Source organism: Microcystis sp. LEGE 08355 (assembly GCF_015207185.1).
Lineage (GTDB): Bacteria > Cyanobacteriota > Cyanobacteriia > Cyanobacteriales > Microcystaceae > Microcystis > Microcystis panniformis.
In genome coordinates, this window is record NZ_JADEXI010000502.1 from 1 (window position 1) to 3,373 (window position 3,373).

Consider the following 3,373-nt stretch of genomic DNA (forward strand, 5'->3'; position numbering starts at 1 on the left):
GGATTTAGTATTAGTGGTAACAGCAGCTACCCAATTTTTTTTGGTATTTGCTATGCTGATCGTTAACAATTTGTAATCTTTGGGAAAGTTCCTCAATACTGCATGGTCGTTTCTGCTACAATTCCACCCCTAGCTCAAGATACCCTCGCCCTGAAAGCGGTGTGGGCAAATGTCGGCTATGATAGTTGTCCCTACCATTACAATTTTCATCTTCATACCCATTGTTCCGATGGTCAAATGAGTCCCCAAGACTTGATGAGACAAGCGTTAGATATCGGACTAAAAGGATTAGCAATTACTGATCATCACTCGATCGAAGGTTATCGACAAGCCCAAATTTGGCTAGAAAATCAGCATTTAAGGGGTTCTCTACCCCATCTCTGGACAGGGGTAGAAATTACGGCGAATCTCTTAGAGACAGAAGTGCATATTCTTGGCTATGGTTTCGATCCTACTCATACCGTTTTGACTCCCTATCTGCAAAGAGCCAAACCGGAAGGAGATCTAGCTTTGGCCTCTAGAGTCATTAACAGTTTACAGCAAGCGGGGGCCTTAGTGGTTCTCGCCCATCCCTTTCGTTACCATCGCCCCGCAGCCGATTTAGTAGCGGCGGCGGTAGAATTGGGTATTGATGGTATTGAGGCCTTTTATGCCTACGGCAATCCCAAACCCTGGCTACCGAGTCAACGGGAAACCGAACAAGCTCTCGCTCTTAGTCGTCAATATCAATTATTCGCCACCTGTAGCACCGATTCCCACGGTAAATCTTTATTACAGCGCATTTAGCCTGATCCCGGGATTAACTGTAAAATAACTAAATTGACTAAACTCGCTCCCTGCTCGATCGAGTGTTGGTTTTTTATGGCCGTTGATCAGTGATCAGTAATCAGTAACCAGTAACCAGTGAAAGAGCCTAAATTTGTTGAAAATTGAAAACCTAAACCTGATAACTTAAAACTTAAACCTGATAACTGATAACTGATAACTGATAACTGAATAATCCCCCGAATGAAAGATTTATTCCTTGACACTTGCTGGTTAATTCCCATTTATGGCTTAATTGGTTCGATTTTAACCTTGCCTTGGTCTTTAGGCATTATTAGTCGCACCGGTCCGCGGCCAGCCGCTTATATTAACCTATTGATGACCGTCTTAGGATTAATACACGGATCGATCGCTTTTAATCAAATTTGGCATCGAGAGACGATTAAACTGACTTTTGAATGGGTAAAAGTGGCCGATCTTAGTTTATCCCTTTCGATCGAACTTTCTCCCGTTAGTTTGGGGACCCTGGAACTGATTACCCTCATCAGTCTCTTGGCCCAAATCTATGCCCTTGGCTACATGGAAAAGGATTGGTCTTTGGCGAGATTTTATGGCTTAATGGGCTTTTTTGAGGCAGCTTTGGGGGGAATTGCCCTGAGTGACTCCCTACTATTCAGTTACGCTTTCCTAGAGATGTTAACAGTCTCTACCTATCTCCTCGTCGGTTTTTGGTATGCCCAACCTTTGGTAGTAACTGCGGCACGAGATGCCTTTTTAACCAAGCGCGTCGGCGATATTATTTTATTGATGGGTTTGGTGGCTCTGTCCAGTTACGGAGAAGGATTGAGTTTTTCTCAGTTAGAAAATTGGGCAGTAAATAACCCTGTGCCACCTCTGACGGCGACTTTGTTAGGATTAGCCCTTATTGCTGGTCCAACGGGTAAATGCGCCCAATTTCCCCTGAATTTGTGGCTAGATGAGGCGATGGAGGGACCAAATCCAGCTGGAATCATGCGGAATTCGATCGTGGTTTCGGCGGGGGCCTATGTTTTAATTAAGCTGCAGCCGGTGTTTACCCTATCTCCGATCGCTGCCAATGTTTTAATAGTGTTGGGGACAATGACGGCAATCGGTACTTCTCTGATGGCCCTATCCCAAATTGATATTAAACGGGTTTTATGCCACTCCACCAGTGCCTATCTCGGTTTGGTCTTTATTGCGGTGGGATTAGGTCATGTGGATATCGCTTTACTAATTTTATTCTCCCATGCGATCGCAAAAGCTTTATTGTTTATGAGCGCAGGGGCATTAATTCTCACCACCAGTAACCAGAATATCACGGAAATGGGAGGAATTTGGGCAAGAATGCCCGCTACAACCATGGCTTTTTTAGGGGGTTCCGCGGGGATGACGGTTTTAATGCCCCTGGGGATGTTTTGGACGTTAAAACGGTGGTTAAGTGGTGAATGGGCGATTCCTTGGTGGTTATTAGCGGTTTTAATCTTTGTTAATTGTCTTAGCATCGTCAATCTCACCAGGGTATTTCGTTTAGTCTTTTTGGGACAAACCCAAAGTAAAACCCATCGCACCCCGGAAGTGGCCTGGCCGATGGCTTTGCCCATGGTATCGTTGATTTTAATCGTTTTATTGGCCCCGATTATTCCCCTACGTTGGGATTTTTGGCTATCTTTCACCAATCCTCTCGTTAATAACCAGAGTTTTACTATTGTCTGGGGTTTTCCCTTACTGATGGCCTCTGGGGTAATTGGCCTAGTTATCGGCTCAATGGTAGAGTTAAGACGAGCTTGGGCGAGACCAACCGGGTTAATCCTGCGATTCTTGCAGGATTTGTTCGCTTATGACTTCTATCTCGATCGCATCTATCAGTTTACCGTGGTTTTAGCGGTGGGCAGCCTGTCAAAAATTACCGCTTGGCTCGATCGTTATATTATTGATGGTCTGGTTAATTTGGTCAGTTTAGCGACGATTTTTAGCGGCAGTGCCTTAAAGTATAATGTTTCCGGTCAATCACAGTTTTATGTCTTGACTATTCTATTCGGAATAGGGGGATTAATCTGGCTCTTATTAAACGGTCAATGGTCACTGATAACTGATTATTGGTCATCCCTTTTGACTCATTGAACCTCTGTGTATCGCTCCCTAGTCTTCTTGGCGCGGACTAGGGAGGGAAAGCAGCGGGGTGAACTTGACATCCTCGCCGCCGTAAAACGGACGGCGATTCCCAAACCTCACGATTTAGGCTTCGGCCGTGAGCTTTTGCCGAACGGTTTCTGCTTCTTTCCCGTTCGGCTGACGCTCACGGCGGAAGCCTTGCGGGGTTCCGCACCTGCCTTAACAGATTTACTCTGTTCTGGTCTTATAGTCGCAACCCGGACTGACACCGCAGGCCCTGCGGCCAAAATGTTTTTACTAGCGTTAATATCTCGGTCATGGTGTGTCCCACAGATTGGACAGTCCCACTCTCGAACATTTAACGGCATTTTTTCAGCAATATACCCGCAATTACTACATCTTTTAGAGCTAGGAAACCATCTATCTATTTCGATGTAATTTCTTCCGTACCAACGGCATTTATAGGCTAATTGTC

Annotated in this window: 3 protein-coding genes; 2 read left to right on the top strand and 1 reads right to left on the bottom strand. The window is 45.2% G+C overall.

Annotated elements, in window-relative coordinates; translation table 11 throughout:
* Positions 1-102 precede the first annotated feature (102 nt).
* Positions 103-786, top strand: a complete 684-nt coding sequence (locus tag IQ242_RS20040; RefSeq protein ID WP_193961170.1) for a PHP domain-containing protein — start codon at positions 103-105, stop codon at positions 784-786.
* A gap of 222 nt (positions 787-1,008) precedes the next feature.
* Positions 1,009-2,907, top strand: a complete 1,899-nt coding sequence (locus IQ242_RS20045) for an NAD(P)H-quinone oxidoreductase subunit F (RefSeq protein WP_193961171.1) — start codon at positions 1,009-1,011, stop codon at positions 2,905-2,907.
* A gap of 107 nt (positions 2,908-3,014) precedes the next feature.
* Here IQ242_RS20045 and IQ242_RS20050 read toward each other — a convergent pair.
* On the bottom strand, positions 3,015-3,373 hold a 359-nt coding region (locus tag IQ242_RS20050; RefSeq protein WP_228021112.1), incomplete at its 5' end, for a transposase.

Bases quoted from the DNA above. Each gene is read 5' to 3' on its own strand.
- IQ242_RS20040 (WP_193961170.1), top strand. From the start codon at position 103: ATGGTCGTTTCTGCTACAATTCCACCCCTAGCTCAAGATACCCTCGCC.
- IQ242_RS20045 (WP_193961171.1), top strand. From the start codon at position 1,009: ATGAAAGATTTATTCCTTGACACTTGCTGGTTAATTCCCATTTATGGC.